Origin of the sequence: Petropleomorpha daqingensis, from assembly GCF_013408985.1 — a bacterium.
Lineage (GTDB): Bacteria > Actinomycetota > Actinomycetes > Mycobacteriales > Geodermatophilaceae > Petropleomorpha > Petropleomorpha daqingensis.
The window spans coordinates 4,702,683-4,722,257 of the sequence record NZ_JACBZT010000001.1; the positions used below are offsets into that span (position 1 = coordinate 4,702,683).

Annotated in this window: 15 protein-coding genes; 11 read left to right on the forward strand and 4 right to left on the reverse strand. The window is 76.8% G+C overall.

Annotation, left to right across the window (positions count from 1 at the left end; all coding sequences use genetic code 11):
* Positions 1-10 precede the first annotated feature (10 nt).
* On the forward strand, positions 11-472 hold the full coding sequence (locus GGQ55_RS23195; protein ID WP_218859403.1) for a PaaI family thioesterase: 462 nt from the start codon (positions 11-13) through the stop codon (positions 470-472).
* On the opposite strand, the gene GGQ55_RS23200 is transcribed toward GGQ55_RS23195, so the two are convergent.
* Positions 469-1,806, reverse strand: a complete 1,338-nt coding sequence (locus GGQ55_RS23200; protein WP_179720838.1) for an FAD-binding oxidoreductase — start codon at positions 1,804-1,806, stop codon at positions 469-471. The two genes, GGQ55_RS23195 and GGQ55_RS23200, sit on opposite strands and share 4 nt — an antisense overlap.
* Before the next feature lie 120 nt (positions 1,807-1,926).
* Between GGQ55_RS23200 and GGQ55_RS23205 the strand changes: the two genes are divergently transcribed.
* The 5 genes from GGQ55_RS23205 (at position 1,927) to GGQ55_RS23225 (ending at position 11,651) form a co-directional block, all read left to right on the forward strand.
* Positions 1,927-4,803, forward strand: coding sequence for an AfsR/SARP family transcriptional regulator (locus tag GGQ55_RS23205; protein WP_179720840.1), 2,877 nt, complete (start codon positions 1,927-1,929; stop codon positions 4,801-4,803).
* 61 nt (positions 4,804-4,864) lie between these two features.
* Positions 4,865-7,903 (forward strand): ATP-binding protein, encoded by a 3,039-nt coding sequence (locus GGQ55_RS23210; RefSeq protein WP_179720842.1) that lies wholly within the window; start codon positions 4,865-4,867, stop codon positions 7,901-7,903.
* Positions 7,904-7,914: 11 nt separating this feature from the next.
* The gene (locus tag GGQ55_RS23215) at positions 7,915-10,146 is read left to right on the forward strand and encodes an MMPL family transporter (protein ID WP_179720844.1); all 2,232 of its coding nucleotides are present in this window, start codon (positions 7,915-7,917) and stop codon (positions 10,144-10,146) included.
* Positions 10,147-10,163: 17 nt separating this feature from the next.
* Positions 10,164-11,297 carry a flavin-containing monooxygenase gene (locus GGQ55_RS23220; protein ID WP_218859404.1) on the forward strand — a complete coding sequence of 378 codons (1,134 nt, stop codon included), beginning with the start codon at positions 10,164-10,166 and terminating at the stop codon, positions 11,295-11,297.
* Between the two features lie 57 nt (positions 11,298-11,354).
* On the forward strand, positions 11,355-11,651 hold the full coding sequence (locus GGQ55_RS23225; protein WP_179720847.1) for a hypothetical protein: 297 nt from the start codon (positions 11,355-11,357) through the stop codon (positions 11,649-11,651).
* 7 nt (positions 11,652-11,658) lie between these two features.
* Here GGQ55_RS23225 and GGQ55_RS23230 read toward each other — a convergent pair whose 3' ends face one another.
* The 3 genes from GGQ55_RS23230 to mug form a co-directional block, all read right to left on the reverse strand.
* Positions 11,659-12,327, reverse strand: coding sequence for a hypothetical protein (locus tag GGQ55_RS23230; protein ID WP_179720850.1), 669 nt, complete (start codon positions 12,325-12,327; stop codon positions 11,659-11,661).
* A gap of 10 nt (positions 12,328-12,337) precedes the next feature.
* Positions 12,338-14,146 carry a substrate-binding domain-containing protein gene (locus GGQ55_RS23235; RefSeq protein ID WP_218859405.1) on the reverse strand — a complete coding sequence of 603 codons (1,809 nt, stop codon included), beginning with the start codon at positions 14,144-14,146 and terminating at the stop codon, positions 12,338-12,340.
* Positions 14,147-14,240: 94 nt separating this feature from the next.
* Entirely contained in the window at positions 14,241-14,750 is a 510-nt protein-coding gene (gene mug / locus GGQ55_RS23240; RefSeq protein ID WP_179720854.1) for a G/U mismatch-specific DNA glycosylase, read from the reverse strand.
* Positions 14,751-14,872: 122 nt separating this feature from the next.
* Here mug and GGQ55_RS23245 point away from each other — a divergent pair, with 122 nt between their 5' ends.
* The 5 genes from GGQ55_RS23245 (at position 14,873) to GGQ55_RS23265 (ending at position 19,573) form a co-directional block, all read left to right on the forward strand.
* Positions 14,873-15,055: a hypothetical protein gene (locus tag GGQ55_RS23245; protein ID WP_179720856.1), complete on the forward strand. Its 183-nt coding sequence runs from the start codon at positions 14,873-14,875 to the stop codon at positions 15,053-15,055.
* A complete protein-coding gene (locus GGQ55_RS23250; protein WP_179720858.1) occupies positions 15,022-15,720 on the forward strand; it encodes an ABC transporter ATP-binding protein in 699 nt (232 codons plus the stop codon). The genes GGQ55_RS23245 and GGQ55_RS23250 overlap by 34 nt, the downstream gene beginning before the upstream one ends.
* Entirely contained in the window at positions 15,717-17,279 is a 1,563-nt protein-coding gene (locus GGQ55_RS23255; RefSeq protein ID WP_179720860.1) for a DUF6297 family protein, read from the forward strand. The genes GGQ55_RS23250 and GGQ55_RS23255 overlap by 4 nt, the downstream gene beginning before the upstream one ends.
* A 7-nt stretch (positions 17,280-17,286) precedes the next feature.
* Entirely contained in the window at positions 17,287-18,438 is a 1,152-nt protein-coding gene (locus GGQ55_RS23260; protein WP_179720862.1) for an FAD-dependent oxidoreductase, read from the forward strand.
* 88 nt (positions 18,439-18,526) lie between these two features.
* Entirely contained in the window at positions 18,527-19,573 is a 1,047-nt protein-coding gene (locus tag GGQ55_RS23265) for a porin PorA family protein (RefSeq protein WP_179720864.1), read from the forward strand.
* Positions 19,574-19,575: the final 2 nt, after the last annotated feature.

Sequence of the window (19,575 nt, forward strand, 5' to 3'; positions counted from 1 at the left end):
GCCTGGGTGCGTGGCACCGACCGAGCAGAGCGTCCAGGACCGCTTCTTCCCGAGCTTCACCTGCTTCGGCTGCGGCCCCGCGAACGAGGCCGGGCTTCGGCTGAAGAGCTACGCCGAGGGCGACCTGGTCACCGCGACGTTCGTGCCGTGGCCGGAGCACGGCAACGGGTTCGGCACCGTCAACGGCGGGATCATCAGCACGGTGCTGGACTGCCACAGCGCGGCCGCGGTGTTCACCGAGGCCGACCGGCGCGGCTGGGTCGGGGACGACGGCCGGCCGCTGCCCTGGGTCACCGCCGGCCTCGACGTCCGCTTCCTGCGCCCGACCCCGCTGGCCGGGCCGCTGCTGCTGACCGGCTCGGTCACCGACGCCGCTGAGGCCGAGATGACAGCGGCCGTGGAGCTCGTGGCCGACGGCAAGGTGCGCGCCACCGGCGTCGCGGTGTGGAAGCGGTTCCGCCCGCGTCGCTAGCCGTGCAGTCCCCGCGCCCCGGCGAGGATGCGGTGCGGGTCGTAGTGCGCCGCCAGCCCGGCCAGGCGGCGCAGCGTGGCCGGGTCGTAGACGCGGGCCAGCGCGCCCGGGTGCTCCTCCCGCCCGAAGGTGGCCAGCCCGCGGCCGGACGACCACGGCGCCAGGGCGGCGAGCAGCCCGGCGGCGTGCTCGGCGGCCCCGTCGTCGGCCGGCCCCACGGCCACGAGGCTGAACGCGCCGTCCCGGTGGGAGAAGGCGCTCGCCCGCTCCGGGAACCGGGCGATCGCGCCGCCGAGCTGCCGCAGCTCCACGAGGAGCTGGGGCGAGGCAGCGGCCGGGCCGGCCACGGCGAGCAGCACCTCGATCGTCGCCGGGGGCAGCGCGTCGAGCAGCAGCTGCGCCTCGGAGACCGGTCCCGGCGGCGCGGACACGCGGTGGATCTGCCCCATGTCGGCGTACGGCCGCACGCGCACGCCGTCGTGCAGCGGGACGGCGCACTCGCGCAGCGGGGCCAGGACGGCCGCGCCGGCGTCGGCGTCCCCGACCCAGGCGAAGCGGACGGCGACCACCCGCTCCCCTGCCGAGCGCAGCAGCGCGATCGACGTCGTGGCCTGCCGCGGGAGCCCGGCGGACCAGCTCGCCCACCGGTGCAGCACGGTCGCCGCGTCGGCGCCGTCGAACTCCAGGGCCCCCGCGTACAGCTCGTCGACGGCGAGCAGGTCGAACTCGACGGCGGTGACCACCCCGAGCGCGCCCCGGCCGCCGCGCAGCCCCCAGAACAGGTCCGGGTGCTCGGTGGGCGTGACCCGGCGCAGCACGCCGTCGCCGGTGACGACCTCGAAGGCGCGGACGCGATCGGAGGCGAGGCCGTAGGTGCGGGCGACCGGGCCGAGGCCGCCGCCGAGGGTCTGCCCGACCACCCCGGCCGCCGGGGAGGAGCCGGCGAGCGCGGCCAGGCCGTGCGCGCCCGCCTCGTCGAGCACCCGCTGCCACCGGACGCCCGCGCCGACGCGGGCCCAGCCCTCCTCGTGCACCGTGCACTCGTCGAGGCCCGCCGTGGCGACCAGCAGCGTCGACTCCGAGCAGGGAGTCGCACCGAGCCCGGTCGCCTGCACCGCGAGCTCCAGCCCGTGGCGGCCGGCGAAGCGGACGGCGGCGACGACGTCCTCGGCCGTCGCGGCCTCGACGACGGCGAGCGGCGGCAGGGGCAGGGCCGCCGTGCGCGTGGTGAACCGGTCGCCGCCGGGCAGCAGCAGCCGACCGCGGAGCCGGGCCGCGAGATCGAGCAGGGGCGGTCGGGTCGCGGGCAGTGCGCGCTCGGGTGCGGTGGTCACGGCGTCAGGCTGTCCGAGCGCGCTTGGCGCACCCTTGGGCCCGCCTTGCCGTCCCGCTGACCGGGGGAAACTCGCTGGAGTCACACCAATTCCGGCACGGTTCCTGTCTATAGTCCCGGGGTGACCGCCCGCTCCTTCCGCGTCCTCGGGCCGGTGGAGGTCTGGAACGACGGCCGCCCCGTGCCTCGGCAGACCCCGCGCCACCGCGCCGTCCTGGCCGCCCTGCTCGTCGACGCCGGCACCACCGTGCCGCTCGACGTCCTCGTCGACCGCGTGTGGAACGGGCAGCCGCCCACCGCCGTGCTCGGCACCCTGCAGGCGGTCATCTCCAAGCTGCGCCGCGAGCTGGAGCCCGACGCCGTCGGCGGCCGGTGGGAGGTGCTGGTCACCCGCGACCCCGGCTACCGGCTGGAGGTCACCCCCGAGGACGTCGACGCCCTGTGCTTCACCTCGCTGCTGCGCGCCGCCCGCGGGCACGCCGAGCGCGGCGAGGTCGAGGCCGCCCGCACGGCGGTCGGCGAGGCGCTGGAGCTCTGGCGCGGCCCGGCCTACGCCGACGTCGCCGAGACCTTCGCCGTCGAGGAGGCCGCCCGGCTCGAGCAGCTGCGGCTCGACGCCCGCGAGCTGGCCGCCGACCTCGACCTGCGGCTGGGCCGGCACGGCGAGCTGGTCGAGGACCTGCGCGCGCTGGTCCGGGCCGAGCCGCTGCGCGAGGGGCTGCGCCGCTCGCTGATGCTCGCCCTGTACCGCGCGGGGCGGCAGGCCGAGGCGCTGACCGTCTACGACGAGGGTCGCCGGCTGCTGGCCGAGGAGCTCGGGGTCGACCCGGGCCGCGACCTGCAGACCCTGCACGAGCGGATCCTGCGGCAGGACGCCGAGCTGGCCGGCCCCCCGGCCGAGGTGCGGCTGCCCGAGCCGCGGCCGGAGGTCGCGCCGGTGCGCGCCGCCGATCCGCTGCCGGCTCCGCTGACGACGTTCATCGGCCGCACCCGCGAGCTCGACACCCTCGCCGCGACCCTGGCCGACCGGCGCCTGGTGACCCTCGTCGGTCCCGGCGGGAGCGGCAAGACCCGGCTGGCCCTGGAGGCCGCCCGCCGCGCCGCCCCGGAGGGGTTCACGCCGGCCCTGGTCGAGCTGGCCGGGGTGGGCGACCCCGCGCTGGTCGACACCGAGATCGCCACCGCGCTCGGGGTGACCCTCGCCGCCGGCGACGCGCTCGGCCTGCTGGTACCCGCCCTGCAGGGCCGGCCGACGCTGCTCGTGCTCGACAACTGCGAGCACGTGGTCGACGCCGCCGCGGCGGTCACCGCGACCCTGCTGGCCCGCTGCCCGGAGTTGCGCGTGCTGGCCACCTCCCGCCAGCCGCTCGGGCTGCCCGGCGAGGCGGTGCTGCCCTGCGGCCCGATGCCGGCCGGCGACGTCAACAGCGACGCCGTCCGGCTGTTCCTCGACCGCGCCCGGCTCGCCGCGCCGCACCTGGCCGAGCCCACCGACGAGGAGCTGGCCCTCATCGCCGGGGTGTGCGCCGAGCTCGACGGGCTGCCGCTGGCCGTGGAGCTCGCCGCGGCCTGCCTGACCACCCTGCCGCTGCCCGAGGTGGCCGCCCGCGTCGACGACCGGTTCGGGCTGCTCGCCGGCGGCTGGCGCACCGCGCACCCCCACCAGCGCACGCTCGCCGCGACCGTGCAGTGGAGCGTCGACCTGCTCGACCCGCGCCAGCTGGCGGTCTTCCGCGCGGTGTCGGTGTTCGCCGGCAGCTTCGCCGCCGACGGGGTCGAGGCGGTCGCCGGGCCCGACGGCGAGGGCGGCACGCTCGAGCTGCTGCGCGCGCTGGCCGGGCAGTCCCTCGTCGAGGTCGACCACCGCAGCGCCCGTTACCGCATGCTCGAGACCCTGCGGCAGTACGCCGACCAGCTCATGGACGACGACGAGCGCCGGGTGCTGCGCGACCGGCACGCCGCCTTCCTGGCCGATCTCGCCGAGCGGCTGGAAGGGAAGCTGCGCCGTCGCGACGGCGGCCCGGCGTGGCACCGGCTCGACGCCGAGCAGCCCAACCTGCGCGCGGCGATGGCGCACGCCCTGGCCACCGGGCAGGGTGTCACTGCGCTGCGGATCGCCGGCTCGCTCGGCTGGTACTGGTACCGCCGCGGCTACGTCGCCGAGGGCCGGCAGTGGCTGGCCGAGGCGCTGACCGCCGCGCCGGACGCGCCGGTGCCCGTGCGGGCGCAGGCGCTGCTGTCCGACGCGCTGCTGGCCTACCTCACCGGCGACGTCCCCTCGATCTGGGAGCGGACCAACGAGCTGATCACGATCTCGCCCGGCGAGGACGAGGGCAACCTGGCGCTCGCGCTGGTGCTGCGCGGCTTCGTCCGGGCGCTGCTCGGGCACGTCGACAAGGAGAACGAGACCGCCCAGGACGTCGCCCGCGGCATGGCCGTCGCCGAGCGCTGCGGCATCGACTGGGTGCGCTCGGAGATCGCGATGACCCTCGGCCAGTTCTCCCGCGCCGACGGCAACCCCGACGCCGCGCTGCAACACCTCGACCGCGCCGAGGAGCTGGCCCGCCAGTTCGGCCACACCTGGGCCGAGTGCTCGGCGCAGTGGGTGCGGGCCAAGGTGCACATCGAGCTCGGGCACGGCCCGGAGGCGCTCACGGCGATCGCCCGGACGACGCTGCTGGCGCACGACGACGGCGACCGGACGTCGATGCTGGCCGGCCTGCTCACCGCCGCCGGCGCGGCCACCGCCGCAGGGCTCCCGCGGGTGGGCGCCGTCCTGCTCGGCGCGATCGAGACGCTGTCCCGGCTGGTCGGCTACGACCCGCTGCGGATGGACCCGGTCGACGGGCAGGGCTACGTGGCGAGCACGCAGGCGGCGCTGGACCCCCAGGAGTACGAGGCGGCGCGCGCCGAGGGGCGGGCGATGGACATGGACGCGGCGATCGCGCTGGTGCAGCGCCTCGCCGGCCGGCCGGAGCCGGCGGTCCCCGCGCGCTGACCCGGCCGCGCGGGGCGGGCCGGGAGTAGCGTGCCCGCACCCGCACCCTGGGGACGGCGACGTGGCGATCGAGGTCCGGCTGCTCGGGCACTTCGAGGTGCGCCGCGACGGCGCGCCCGTGCCCGCGTTCCCACGGCGCGACGCCGCCGCGCTGGTCAAGGTCCTGGCGCTCGCCCCGGGCCACCGGCTGTCCTGCGAGCGGGTCGCCGACGCCCTGTGGCCCGGTCTGCTGCTGGACGAGGCCCGGCCGCGGCTGCACAAGGCGGCGCACTTCGCCCGCCGCGGCCCCGGCGCGCCGGACGCGGTCGTGCTCCGGGACGACGCGGTCGCCCTCTTCCCCGGCGCCGGGATCGCGGTCGACGTCGAGCGGTTCGAGCACAGCGCCGCGGCCGCCCTCACCGACGGCGACCCCGCCGCGTGCGCCGCGGCGGCCGCGCTCTGCCCGGGCGACCTGCTGCCCGGCGAGGAGTTCGAGCAGTGGACGCAGGAGCCGCGGGACCGGGTGCGGCGGCACCGGCTGGCCGTCCTGCGCGCGGCCGGGCGGTGGGACGACGTCCTCGAGCTGGAACCGGCCGACGAGCAGGCCCACCTCGCCCTGCTGCGCGCCGCCGTCGCCGCCGGCGACCGCACCGGGGCGCTGCGCCGCTACGACCGCATGGCGCAGGTGCTGGCGGCCGAGCTCGGCGTCCAACCCGGCGAGGAGGCCCGCGCGCTCCGAGAGCGGGTGCTCGGCGCGCGGCAGGACCCGGCACCGCCGACGACCCGGCTGCTCGAGCGCGGCGAGGAGCTGCGCCGGCTGACCGACGTCGTCGACGGCACGCTGCGCTCCGGCCGGGGCGTCGTCGTCCTGGTCGGCGGGGAGGCCGGCAGCGGCAAGACCGCGCTGCTGGCCGCGCTGCTCGACCGCGTGCGCGACCGGATCGGTGTGCTGCGCGGCGGCTGCGACGACCTGCTCGCGCCGCGCTCGCTGGGGCCGTTCCGCGACGTCGCCCACGCCGCGCCGGGCGGCGCGCTCGCCGCCGCGCTGGCCGCGGGCGGATCGGCCGACACCGTCTTCCCCGCCCTGCTCGACCTGGTCGGCGAGCGGCCGACGCTGCTCGCGCTGGAGGACGTGCACTGGGCCGACGACGCCACCGTCGACGCCGTCCGCTTCCTGGCCCGCCGGGTCGACGAGCTGCCGCTGGTCCTGCTGCTCAGCTGCCGCGAGGACGAGCTGGGCCGCACCCACCCGCTGCGCCGGGTGCTCGGGTCGGTGCCGGGGGCGGCGCTGCAGCGGGTGCCGGTGCGGCCCCTGTCGGTGCGCGCGGTCGCGGCGCTGTCCGACGGCCGGGCGGACCCCGAGCGGCTGCACCGGGTCACCCGCGGCAACGCCTTCTACGTCACCGAGGTGCTGGCCGCCGGCGGCAGCGGGGTGCCGGCGACGGTGCGCGACGCCGTCCTGGCCCGGCTGGCCGCGCTGTCCGCCGACGCCCAGGACCTCGTCGCCCGGCTGGCCGTCGTCCCCTCCCGGGTGTCGCGCACGCTCGCCGAGCAGCTGGCCGCGGGGCGGCTCGACCCGATGGTGGAGGCCGAACGCGCCGGTGTGCTCGGCGGGGACGCCGGCGCGGTGTGGTTCCGGCACGAGATCGCGCGGGCGGCGGTGCTGTCCACCCTCACGCCCGCCGAGCTGGTGGCCGCCCACCGCACCGTGCTCGACGCGCTGCTCGCCGAGCCCTCCCCCGACCCGGCCCGGGTCGTGCACCACGCCTCGGCCGGGCGCCGCGCCGACGTGCTGCTGGAGTACGGGCCGCTCGCGGCCGGCGACGCCGTCCGGGCCGGGGCGTACCGGCAGGCCGCCGAGACGCTGCGGCTGACCATCCCCGTCTCCGGCGGGCGTCCCCCGGCTCTGCAGGCCCGGCTGCTCGCCGACCACGCCGCGTCGCTGTACTACCTGAACCGGTTCGAGGAGGCGTTCGGCAGCGCCGGCCGTGCCGTCGGGCTCGCCGAGGGCGCCGGCGACGACAGCCTGCTCGCCGACGCGCTGATCGTCCTGTCCAAAGCGGCGTTCTGGGCCCGGGGACCGCTGCGGGCCCGGGACGCCGCCACGCGGGCGGTGGGGCTGCTCGCCGAGTCCGGCGACGACGTGCGCCGGGCGTCCGCGCTGGCCTGCCTGGCCCGCTCGCACAGCAACCTGGGCACGCTGGGGATCGTCGCCGAGCCGGGCGCGGTCTGCCTCGGCTACGCCGAGCAGGCACTGGAGCTGGCCGAGAAGGCCGGCAGCGACGAGATCCGGTGCCAGGCGCTGTTCTACGTGGGCAGCGGCCGGCTCGCGGACGGCGACGAGCGCGGTGCGGCCGACCTGGAGGAGTCCATCGCGGTGGCCTCCGGCGATCCGCACCTCGAGCTGCGGCTGCGCGCCTGCGTGAACGCGGCGGGCAGCGCCTACCGGTTCGGCCGGTTCTCCGACGCCGACCGCTACGTCGACCTGGGGCTCCGGCTGGCCGAGCAGTGCGAGTTCTTCGCCGGTGAGTACAAGCTGAAGCTGACCCGCGCCGCGCTCCGGGCCAGCGAGGGCCGGTGGGACGACGCCGTCGGTGAGCTGCGCGCCCTGCTCGCCGCACCGGGCGACCCGGCCGCGATGGGCCTGCAGGCGCGCAGCCTGCTCGCCCGGCTGCTCGCCCGCCGCGGCGCGCACGCGGAGGCGGCCGTCGTGCTCGCGCCGGCGCTGGAGACGCCGGAGGCCCGCGCGGAGATCTTCGTGGCCGGGCCGGTGGCCGCGGCCGCGGTGGAGCTGGCCTGGCTCAGCGGGGACGACGACGCCGCGCCCGGCCTGGCCGAGGCGGCCCTGCGCCGGGCGGCGGAGGTCGGGCACCGGGGCAGCCGGTCGGAGCTGCTGCGCTACCTCCAGCGCGCCGGCCACGACGTAGCCGCCCCGGCCGACGCGCTCGGGCCGTGGGCGCCGGCCCTGGCCGGCCGGCCGCTGGAGTCGGCGGCGGCGTGGACGGCGCTCGGCGAGCGGTACGAGGCGGCGGTGGAGCGGGCGCTCTCCGGCGCCGAGCGCGACCGCGGTCGAACGGCTCTGGCGGAAATGGGGGCGATCGGGACCCTCTCCCGCCTCTAGGGTTCTGCGCCATGGACCGCGTCGCCGAGTCCGAGCCCGCCACCGGTGCGCCCCCTCCCCCGGCCCGGCGCGGCCTGACCCGGGGTGCCCTGGGCATCGCCGTCGTCGGCCTGCTGGTCTTCCTGGTCGGTGCCCTCGGCGGCTCCTACCAGGGCCGGCTCGGCGAGGTGCAGAAGAACGACAACGCCGCCTACCTGCCGGCCACCGCGGAGTCGACCGAGGTCGGCGACGAGGCGCGGCGGTTCAGCGACGTGGAGACGGTGCCGGGCTTCGTCGTCTACCACCGCGACGGCGGCCTGACCGACGCCGACGAGGCGGCGATCAGCGCCGACCTGGCCGACTTCAAGGGCATCGACGGGGTCGCCGCCGACCAGGTGGCCGGACCGCAGTTCTCCACCGACGGGCAGACGGCGAGCACCGCCGTCCCGCTGATCGGGCGCACGGGGTCGACGACGGTGAACGGCGAGCGGCTGGTGGCGGTGGAGCAGGAGGTGCTCAAGGCCGCCCGGGCGGGCGCGCCGGACGGGCTGGCCGTGCACAGCGCGGGCGTCGGCGGCCTGCTGGTCGCGTTCATCGACGCGTTCGGCGGCCTGGACAGCACGCTGCTGCTGGTCGCCGGCATCGTCGTCGTGGTCATCCTGCTGGTCGTCTACCGCAGCCCGGTGCTGTGGTTCTTCCCGCTGTTCAGCGCGGTGCTGGCCCTGGGCGCGGCGTCGCTGGCCATCTACTTCCTGGCCAAGAACGACGTGCTCACCCTCAACGGGCAGAGCCAGGGCATCCTGTTCGTCCTGGTCATCGGGGCCGGTACCGACTACGCGCTGCTGCTGATCAGCCGCTACCGCGAGGAGCTGCACACCCACGAGAGCCGGGTCGCGGCGATGACGCAGGCCTGGCGCGGTGCCGCACCGGCGATCGGGGCGTCGGCCGCGACGGTGATCCTCGGCCTGCTGTGCCTGGGCTTCGGCGAGCTGAACTCCGACCGCAGCCTCGGCCCGGTCTGCGCGATCGGCATCGCCTGCACCGTCGTCGTGATGCTGACCTTCCTGCCCGCCTTCCTGGCGCTGTTCGGCCGGTGGGTGTTCTGGCCGCGGACGCCGCACGTCGACTCCGCCTCCGACATCGCCACCCACGGCGTCTGGTGGCGCTTCGCCCAGGGACTCGGCCGGCGCGCACGGCCGGCGTGGATCGGCGCGACGGTGGTGCTGCTGGCCTTCCTGGCCTTCCTGCCGACGCTGTCGTCGAGCGGGCTGGCGATCACCGACAGCTTCACCGACGAGCCGGACGCCGTCGTCGGGCAGCGGCTCTACGACGCGTCGTTCCCGCAGGGCGCCGGCGCCCCGGCGGTGATCGCGACCGACGCCGACGCCGTCGACGACGTGATCACCGCGGTCTCGAGGGTGAAGGGCGTGTCCACCGACCCCGGGTCGGTGTGCGTCGCCCCGGACTTCGCCAAGTTGGCGCAGTTGGCGGCCGGCGGCGGCTTCCCGGCCGGGACGCCGGCGCCGAACGGCTGCCTGCCCGAGCAGGTGCAGGTGCAGCCGCACGACGGGCGGATCCTGGTCGACGCGCTGCTGGTCGACCGGTTCGACACCGCCGCGGCGCAGCAGGCCGTGCAGCGGATCCGCGACGCGGTGCACGCGATCCCCGGCGCGAACGCGCGGGTCGGCGGCCAGGCCGCGGTGCAGTACGACACGCTGCAGGCCTCCCGCCACGACCGGAACCTGATCATCCCGATCGTGCTCGCGGTGATCCTCGTCGTCCTCGCGGTGCTGCTGCGGGCGCTGGTCGCGCCGGTGCTGCTGATCCTCACCGTGCTGCTGTCGTTCGGCGCCACGCTCGGGGTCAGCGCGCTGGTGTTCGACCACCTGTTCCACTTCGCCGGCGCCGATCCGGGGTTCCCGCTGTTCGCGTTCGTGTTCCTGGTCGCGCTGGGCATCGACTACAACATCTTCCTGATGACCCGGGTGCGGGAGGAGACCGTGCGGCACGGCACCCGCGCGGGCATCCTGCGCGGGCTGGCGGTCACCGGCGGGGTCATCACGTCGGCCGGCATCGTGCTGGCCGCGACGTTCGCCGTCCTCACCGTGCTGCCGCTGGTGTTCGCCGCCCAGATCGGGTTCACGGTCGCCTTCGGCGTGCTGCTGGACACCTTCCTGGTGCGCTCGGTGCTGGTGCCGGCGCTGTGCACGGACGTCGGCCGGCGGATCTGGCTGCCCTCGCGGCTGGCGCGCGCAGCCCCCTGACCGCCACGATGCTGCCCGTGGACGCAGACGTGCTGGTCGTGGGCGCAGGTCCGGCCGGGCTGGCGGTCGCCGCCTGCCTGCGCCGCCGAGGGATCGAGCCGCTGGTGGTCGACCGCGGGGGCGCGGTCGGCGACTCCTGGCGGGCCCGGTACGACCGGCTGCACCTGCACACGCCGCGCGTGCAGTCGGCGCTGCCGGGGCTGCGCATCCCGCGGCGCTTCGGCCGCTGGGTCGCCAAGGACGACATGGCCGCCTACCTCCGGCTCTACGCCGAGCACCACGGCATCCGGCCGCGGTTCGGCGTCGAGGTCACCCGGCTGGAGCGGGACGGCGACGGGTGGAAGGCCGAGACCGGCGGCGAGCCGCTGTCGGCCCGCCAGGTGGTGCTGGCCAGCGGCTACAACCGCGAGCCGGTGCTGCCGGACTGGCCGGGGCAGGACACCTTCCGCGGCGAGCTGCTGCACGCGTCGGCCTACGCCGGCCCGGAGCGCTTCCGCGGCCGCGACGTGCTCGTGGTGGGGGCCGGCAACACCGGTGCCGAGATCGCCGCGGACCTCGCCGAGAGCGGTGCGGGCCGGGTGCGCATCGCCGTCCGGACGCCGCCCAACATCGTGCCGCGCCAGCTCGGGCCGGTTCCGATCACGCTGCTGGCCATGACCCAGGACTCCGCGCCGGCCTGGCTGGTCGACCCGATCAACCGGTTCCTCCAGCGGGTCTTCGTCGGGGACCTCACCCGGCACGGGCTGCCGGCCGCGCGGGCCGGTGTCGTCGCGCAGGCGCGGGCGACCGGGGTGACGCCGACCATCGACGTCGGGCTGATCAAGGAGCTGCGCGCCGGCCGGGTGACCCCGGTCGCCGCGGTCGAGGCGCTGGACGGCGACGACGTCGTCCTCGCCGACGGCACCCGGCTCACCCCCGACGCGGTGATCGCCGCGACCGGCTACTCGACGGCGCTGGAGCCGGTGGTCGGCCACCTCGGCGTCCTCGGTCCCCGCGGCGCGCCGCTGGTCCACGGCGGGCACAGCGCGCCGTCCGCGCCCGGGCTGCGGTTCGTCGGCATCGCCAACCCGCTCAAGGGGCTGCTGTTCCAGATCTCGCTGGACGCCCGGGCCGCCGCCCGCGCGATCGCCGGGGAGCTGGGGCGCTCCTGAGGTCCAGGGCCCTAGGTCTCTGTCCGGAACCGGACGGTTCCGGGACGGTTATGCGGTATGAGCCGAGAAGCGGCGCAGCAGCCGACCGTCGTCCGCGATGCCGATCAGCAGCCGCTCCCGCCCCTCCTCGTCGTCCGTCCCGACGCGCTGACCGGGACGCTGGACGTCCGCGGCCGGCTGGACCGGGTGGGCGCCGATCTCGTGGCCGGCAGCGCCGAGGCGCTGTGCCGTCAGGGCCACCGGCACCTGCACCTGCGGCTCGAGCCGCCGACGGCCGACCCCGACGAGATGGCGCTGCTCGCTGCTCTGGTCGAGCGGTTCGCCGCCTGCGGCGTCCGGATCGTCGTCGACTGATCGGCGCCTATGCCGGCGGGAGCTCCTGGCGGCCGCTGGCCTCGAGCTCGGAGGCGATGACCCGCAGGTCGTCCAGACTGCTCGACACCCCGGCGAGGGCCTCGGCGTCCCCCGCGGCGACATCCCCGGTGCCGAGCGTGCTGGTGGCCAGGGTCGCGTTGGTCTCGACCAGGTTGCCGTAGACGTCGAGCAGCTGGTCGGAGGTCGACGAGAGCCGCTGGACGAGCGCGTCGCGGCGACGGCGCAGCCGGCCGGCGGCGCCCTGGTCGCCGTCCCCGTGCCGGCCGACCTCGGTCAGCTGCCGGGCGGCCTCGTCGAGCTGGTCGGCCGCCCGCGCGACGGTCCGCGCGGTGGCCAGGGCCGACGTGGCCACCGTGGTGGCCTCCTCCGCCTGCGGCCGGACGGCGGGCACCAGGTCGCCGGCGCAGAACTGCTGCAGCCGGGTCACCGTCGACTCGATCGCGACGAGCAGCTGGTCCTGCCGCGAGTCCACCGCGGGGCGCGCGGTCAGCGCCGCGCGACCGCGATCGGGCAGCGCGCTGATCGCCGCCCCGGCGACGAGGGTGCCGAGGAAGACGAGCACGCCCACCGCCACGGACAAGCTCAGCCCGACCGTGGCCAGCACGCCGAGGAACACGGCGAGCAGGACGACCGGGTAGTCGAGGTAGCGGCGCACGCGTGGCCCCTCAGAAGTTGCTCAGGATCGCGGTGAACACCCGGCCGATGTTCGTCGCATCCGTCGCGTCGTAGGCCTTGGCGCGCGTCGCCGCGGCGATCCCGGACAGCGTGTCGACGTCGGCGGACTGGCCGTAGGCGACCGTGAAGACGCGGACGTGGCTCTCGTTGGCGCGGCCCTCGAGGTGGTCGACGAGGTCGCGCTCGGAGATCCCGCCGTCGTACTCGTTGCGGCCGTCGGTCAGCAGCACCACGCCGGTGATGTGCTGGGCGTCGGCGAGCTGCCCCATCTCGTCGAACCCGGTCCGGGTCGCCTCGTAGAGCGGCGTGCCGTTCATCGGCTGCAGCCCGGCGATCGCGGTGTCGAGCTGCTGCCGGTTCGTGCCCAGCGGCCCGACGGGGATCAGCTCCTGCGTCGTCCCGTTGCCCGGCAGCCCGGTGGTGAAGATGGTCAGGCCGACCTCGTCGGTGTCGGTGAGCCGCGCGAGGCTCTGCCGGGCGGCCCGCTTGGCCAGCTCCATCTTGCTCTCGCCGGCCGCGCCGTTGGCGGCCTCGTCCATGCTCCCGGAGACGTCGATGAGCAGCATGACCCGCGCCCGCTTGCGCTGGTCGTCCCAGACCGCGCGGACCTCGCTGAGCACCTGACCCGAAGGGACGGCGAGCGCTCGCTGGTCCGCGCTCGGCGCGGTGGTCGTGTGCGCATCGAGCAGCGCCGCCGGCGGCTGGTTGTCCAGCGACCGGAAGCCGGCCTTGCCGAAGTCGGCCTGCTGGGCGGGCTCGCGCAGCCAGTCGGCGAAGTCGGCCGCGCCCGCGCGCTGCTGGTCGGTGACCCAGTCGGCGTCCAGCACCGCGAACGGGTTGTCGCTGTAGAGCGTGCCCTCCCGCGGGTAGACGGCGACCAGCGGCACCTCGGGCGGCTGCGCCTTGCCCAGCGTCGCCGGGTCGCCGCTGGGGTTGCCGGCGTTGTAGTCGGCGACCGACTTCTCCTCCACCGCGACGGCGGAGATGTAGGACAGGCCCCTCCCCCGGCGGTCGGCGTCCTGCAGGTTGGCCAGGAAGGTCAGCGTGGTGTCGCCGTAGTGGACGACGGCCTGCTCCAGCGCGCCGAGCTGGGCCTGCACGGCGGGGTCGGCGACGTCGGCCGAGGTCAGGTCGGAGGACTTGCCGGTGGCCGCGACCAGCTGCCCGACCGTCGCCGACAGGCCCGAGGTGGAGATGTACGGGTTGGTCTTGCCGAGGGTGAACCGGCCCCACTCCGGGTGCCCGGCCGCGGCCCAGCCGTTCGGGTCGTTGACCAGCGCGAGCACGTCGGTCCAGCCGATGGGCTTGTCCGGCCACCCGAGGGCCTCCGCCATGGGCTGCGGCATGGCCAGCACCAGCGGCGTCGAGGTGATCTGGGTCGGGTCGTCGGGCACGGTCGGGGTGGCGTCGGCGGTCGCCTGGTCGTAGCGCAGCAGGTTCAGCCACACCGACGAGGCGGGGGTCCAGACGTCGGGCCGCTCGATGCCGTCGGCGACCTTCGAGTCGTCCCAGCCCTTGACCAGCGCGGCCTCCATGTCGCCGGAGGCTGCGGTCTCCACCCGGACGGTGACGCAGGTCGAGTCGTCGCCGCGGCCGAGCCGGTTGTACTCGTCGGCGAACGTGGTGAGCAGCGGCCCCTTCTCGGAGGAGGCGGCCACGGTCAGCAGCTCGCAGCCCTCGCGAGCGGTGACCGGTGCGCTGGTCGGCGCGGCGGACGGGTCGTCGTCGCCCCCACCGGTGAGCAGCCGCGCCCCCACGATGATCGCCACGCCCACGACCGCCGCGACGGTCAGTGCCACGCCTCTGCGCGCCACGTGCCCTCCGTTCCGAAGCCGTTCCGCATTCGCTCAGCGGTCGGTGGAGTATGAACGGCGGAACGGCTGGACAGGTGCCTCAACCGCCGGACGGGCGCACCTGGGCGTAGAGCCGCGCCAGGTCGGGCAGCTGGTGATGGGCGTTGAGGCCGCTCGGGTTGGGCAGCACCCAGGTCACCGCGCCGCCCACCCGCTCGGGCTGCAGGCCGAGGACCGCCTTCGGACGGCGGAACGCCGCCCGCCACGCGGTGACGCCGAGGATCGCCACCGCGCGCGGCCGGTACCGCTCGACCAGCGCCGCGAGCGCCTCGCCGCCGGCCAGCAGCTCCTCGGGCGTGAGCTCGGCCGCCGTCCGGGTCGGCCGGTCGACGACGTTGGTGATGCCGAGGCCGTAGCGCGGCAGCTCGGCGTCCTCGTCGGGGGTCAGGCGGCGCGGGGTGAGCCCGCCTAGGTGCAGCGCCGGCCAGAACCGGTTGCCCGGCCGGGCGAAGTGGTGCCCGCGGGCGGCCGACAGCAGCGACGGGTTGATCCCGACGAACAGGACGTCGAGACCGGGGGCGATCACGTCGCGCAGCGGCTTGTCCCCCACGCCGCCGACCCTGCCATGCGGCCTTCCCGGCGCCTTCCCGCGCCCCGGGCGTATCCGGAAGGCCCGCGGAAGCCTCCGTCCCTAGCGTCCGGTCATCACGGATCCCGACCCGGAGGATCGTCATGAGCAACACCTTCTACGTCGCCCGCACCGACGGCCTGGACGTCGTCACCGGCGGAGCGCACTCCGACCGTTGGCGGACGGAGGACGCGGCGGCCACCTACGAGCGGCGCGCGGCCGCCCGCAAGCGGCACGGCTACCGTGGCCGTCGATGGCAGCGGAAGGCAGCGCGTCCGGACTTCTGAGCGCCGCCGGGCTGCTGGTCGGCTACGGCGGGACGCCGGTCTGCGCCGCCGTCGACCTGACCCTGGGCGCCGGGCGGGCGCTGGCCGTCGTCGGGCCCAACGGCGCCGGCAAGTCGACGCTGCTGCGCACCCTGGCGGGGCTGCTCCCGCCGCTGGCCGGCGAGGTCGCGTTCGAGGGCAGACCGGTCGACGAGCGGGAGGCCGGCTTCCGCCGCGACGTCGTCGCCGTCCTGGACGACGACGCGTTCTTCGCCGCGCTGACCGGCCGCGAGCACCTGCTGCTCACCGCCCGCGGGCACGGGGTGGCCGAGCCGGACGACGTCGTCACCGGGGAGGTGACCGCGTTCGGGCTGGCCGACCGGATCGACGCGCTGCCCTCGGCGCTCTCCTCCGGTCAGCGCCGCCGGCTGGCACTGGCCGCGGCGTTCGTCCGGCCGGCGCGGCTGCTGCTGCTCGACGAGCCGGAGCGCCGCCTCGACACGGGCATGCGGACCCGGCTCGGCGCGCGGCTGGCCGCCCGCCGCGACGCCGGCGCCGCCGTCCTGTTCGCCAGCCACGACCCCGCTCTGGTCGACGCGCTCGCCGACGAGGTGCTCGTGGTCGGCGAGGACGCCTGCCGGCTGCTCGACCCGGCCGGCGCGGTCGCCTACCTCGGCGGGCTGTGACCACCGCCGTCCCGGCCGCCCGGCCGGAGCTGGAGCTCGGCGGCGCCGCGGTCCGCCGGGTCACCCGGCGCGCAGCGGCAGCCCGCGCCGAGACGACGCTGTGGACCCGCCTCGGCGACACGGTCGGCACGATCACCTCCATCGGCGTCGGCATCGCGGTGGTCGGCGGCGCGCTGGCCTCACTGCGCAAGAAGATCGTCCTCGGCCCGCTGCCCGTCACCGGGTCGCCGCTGCCCGCGCCGTACGCGGCCGCGGTCGCCGGGGTGCTCGCCGTCGCCGGGCTGCTGCTGCTCCTCGACCGGCTGGGCCCGGTGAGCGCCACACCCGCCGCCGCGGCCTGGTGGCTGCCGCTGCCGGCCGACCGGCGCGGTCTGCTGGCCGGCGACCTGGCCCGTACCACCGGCGCGGTGGTCGCCGGGGCGCTGGTGCTCGTGCTGCCGCCGGCGCTCGCGCTGCCGTCATCGCCGTCAGTCGGAGAGGTGCTGGCGGCGCTCGGGCTGGCGGCCGCGCTGGGGGCGCTGGCGGTCGGCGGGACGGCGCTGCTGCAGACCCGTGGCCTCGGCGGCCGGCTGGGCCCGGCCGCGGGCGCGGTCGCCGTGCTCGCCGCCGTCGCCGCTGCGGTGGCCGGGACGGCGGGGGCGCTGGGCGTGCGGCTGCCCGCTCCCCCGTCCCTGCCGTCGCTCCCGCTCTGGACGGCGGCCGCGGTGGCCGCCGTCGCCGCGCTGCTGCTGGCCGCCGCCGTCCTCGGGCTGGACCGAGTCGATGCCGGCCGGCTGCGGGCCTCCGGGGTCACCGCGCAGTTCGCCACCGCGTCCTTCCTGTCGCTGGACACCCGCGACCTGGGCCGGGCGCTGTCCTCGCAGCCCCGCCGGCCGCGGCGGAGCAGGCGCTTCCGGCGGGTCCGCGGGCCCGTGGCGGCGCTGGTGGCCGCCGACCTCGTCGCGCTGGCGCGGGGACGGTGGCAGCTCGGGCAGCTGGCCGCGGCGGTGGCGGTGCCCGTGCTCGTCGCCCGGACCACCGGGCTGGGCGGCGTGCCGGTCGCGGTGTGGCTCGGCTGCGTCGTGGGCTGGGCGCTGGCCGCGGTCGCCGCCGGGCACCCGGGCCGCGAGGCGCAGGCGGCCCCCGAGCTGGACCGGCTGCTGCCGCTGGCCGCGCCGCAGGTGCTGCGCGCCCGGGTGCTCGTGCCGTTCGCCCTGACCGCGGTCGTGTGCACGGCGACCGGCCTGCTGATCGGGCTGGGCACTGGCGCCGTGGGGTGGTGGGTGCTGCTCGGCCTCGCCGCCGCGCCGGGCTGGGCCGCGGCCTCGCTGCGCGGGGCCTACCGGCCCGAACCCGACTGGGGCGGGCAGGTGATGGCCACCCCGTTCGGCCCCGCGCCGGTCGGCGTCGGCCGCACCCTCGTGCAGGGCCTCGACCTGGGGATCCTCGCCAGCCTGCCGCTGCTGCTCGTGCTGCTGCGCGGTGCGCCCACGCCCGAGCTGGTCATGGGCCAGCTGATCTGGTCAGTCGCGCTCGGGGCGGGTGCGATCGCCCTGCTCACGCGGCGGGCGGGGCCATGATGCCCGGATGGATCTGCGCGTCACCGTCGTCGGCGCCGGCATCGGCGGCATGGCCACCTCGCTGCTGCTGGCACGGGCCGGCGCGAGCGTCGTCCTGCTGGAGCGGGTCGGCGAGGTAGCCGCGGTCGGCGCCGGACTGCTGCTGCAGGCCAACGGGCTCGCGGTGCTCTCCGGACTCGGCCTCGACGAGGAGCTGCGCGCAGGCGGGTTCCTCTCCGCCGGTGTCCCGGTCCGCGCCGCCGACGGGACGGTGATCAGCTCGCTGCCGGTGCCGGACTTCGGCGAGGGGCTCGACCGGGTGCTCGCCGTCCGGCGCAGCGCGGTGCACGAGGCGCTGCTCGCCGCGGTCCAGGCATCCCCGGGGGTCGAGCTGCGGCTGGGCGTCGAGGTGGGCGGCCGCGAGTCGTTCGACACCGACGTGGTCGTCGGGGCGGACGGCGTCGCCTCCGCCGTGCGCAGCGGCGGGGACTTCGGCGCCCGCGTGCGCCCGACCGGCGCGGTCTACCTGCGCGGGCTGGTGCCCCTGGCCGGAGACGGGTTCGCCGGCGAGTACTGGACACCGAGCGGCCTGTTCGGCGGCGCCCCGGTCGACGCCACGACCCAGTACTTCTACGCCTCGGCCACGGCTCCCGCGGTGCGCGCGGCGGTGACCGCCCGCGACCTGTCGGCGCTGGGGCGGGCGTGGGCCGCCGCGCTCCCGGCCGCGGCCACCGCCTTCGACGCCGTCGGGTCGTTCGACGACCTGCTGGTCAACGAGGTCGTGCGGGTCGACTGCGCACGCTGGGCCGACGGGCGGCGGGTGCTGCTCGGCGACGCGGCGCACGCGATGGCCCCGAACGCCGGGCAGGGCGCCAACAGCGCTCTGGTCGACGCCGCCGTCCTCGCGTACGTCCTGGAGCGGGCGGCGACCGTCGAGGCGGCGCTGGCCGCCTACACCGCGCGTCGGCGTCCCCGGGTGCGGCGGGTGCAGGACGCCGCCGACCGGCTGGCGCAGCTCGCCCACTGGCACGGCCGGACGACGACCCGCGTGCGCGACGGTCTGCTGCGCTTCGTCGACCGCCGCGCCGGGCTCGCCGACCGCCTGGTCCGCTCCACCCTGCAGGAGGACCCCGCCGCCCTGCGCGGGCTGGTGCGGGGCCTGGATCTGCGCTCTGCGTGACGGAGGACCACGGCCACCGGTGACCGAAGTCCCTCGGGGACCAGGGTCCGTGGCACGACGATGGGCCTCTCCTCGCCGGAGGTGCGCCGTGAGACTGACCCGGTCGTCCGTGATCCTCGGCCTGCTCGGGGTGCTGCTGATCGTCGCGGCGGCGCTGGTGCGCTTCGTGTACCTGCCGTCGGCCAGCAGGCTGCCCGACGACTTCGACAGCACCCAGTCGTACGCGGGCACCTACTCCGGCGTGAACCCGGACGCCTTCGCCGGCGGCCCGGTCGATCAGGTGCTGGTCCGGGACGTGCCGGCGGAGATCAGCCGCCGCTACGCCACGGCGTCGGTCGACGGCGACACCGCCGTCGTCACCCGCACGCTGCAGACCCCCGCCGGCGAGGAGGTGGTCGGCGCCGCCGCCGTCCGCTACGCCGTCGACCGCACCACCCTCGAGTCGGTGCCGTCCGACGCCAAGGACGTCGTCGCCAGCAAGGGCCTGATCTTCAGCCTGCCGCTGCACCCGCAGACCGACGCGAAGTACCAGCTCTGGGACGAGGCCACCGCGAAGGCCTTCCCGCTGACGTACAAGGGCACCGGCACCGTCCAGGGACGCGAGGTCTACCGCTTCGAGTCGACCGCCGAGGGCCCGGTCGCCGACCCGGCCGCGCTCGGCCTGCCCACGTCGATCACCCGCGGGCAGCTCACCGACCTGGGACCGCGCCTGGCGAGCCTGCTGCCTCCCGCCGTGCAGGCGCAGCTCCCGGCGCTGCTGGCCGCGCTGCCCAGCGACATCCCGCTGACGTGGACGTCGAAGACCACGAGCACGGTCTGGGCCGACCAGACCGTCGGGGCGCCGATCCGGGCGAATAGCAGCCAGGAGATCTCCGCGTCGATCGTCGGGATCTCGCTGCCCTTCGCGACCATGGACCTGACCAGCACCCAGGCCTCGGACACGGCGATCGCGAGCGACGCGTCCGACATCGCCGCGAAGCTGACCTGGATCGGCACGATCATCCCGATCGCCGCGCTGGTCCTGGGCGTCCTGCTCCTCGCGCTCGCGGTGTTCCTCGCGATCCGGGCCGGCCGTCGGCCGGGCGGCCCGACGCCCGCGGAGCCGCCCGGGGTCAGCGAGCCCGTGCCGGCGTGACC